Source organism: Streptomyces sp. JJ36 (genome assembly GCF_021696945.1).
Taxonomy (GTDB): Bacteria; Actinomycetota; Actinomycetes; order Streptomycetales; family Streptomycetaceae; genus Streptomyces.
In genome coordinates this window covers 1-247 of the sequence record NZ_JACYHE010000209.1, presented here as the reverse complement: position 1 = coordinate 247, position 247 = coordinate 1, and the positions used below count along the sequence as shown (strand labels likewise).

General features: G+C 74.5%; 1 protein-coding gene. It reads left to right on the top strand.

The window, feature by feature from the left end:
- Positions 1 to 247: AMP-binding protein (locus HOY81_RS27175; RefSeq protein ID WP_237323359.1), on the top strand; the 247-nt coding region annotated here is incomplete at both ends.

Genomic DNA, 247 nt, shown 5'->3' with positions numbered 1-247 from the left:
CCGCTGCGCGACCGCGGCGACCACCCGGCCGTCCTCACCCCCGACCGCACCCTCAGCTACGCCGAACTCGACACCCGCGCCGCCCGCATCGCCCACCACCTGCGCACCGACCGGAACGCCAAGCCCGGCGAACTCGTCGCCATCGTCATGCACAAAGGCTGGGAACAAGCCGTCGCCGCCCTCGGCATCCTCCAGTCCGGAGCCGCCTACCTCCCCCTCGACGCCGCCTGGCCCACCCGGCGCCTCC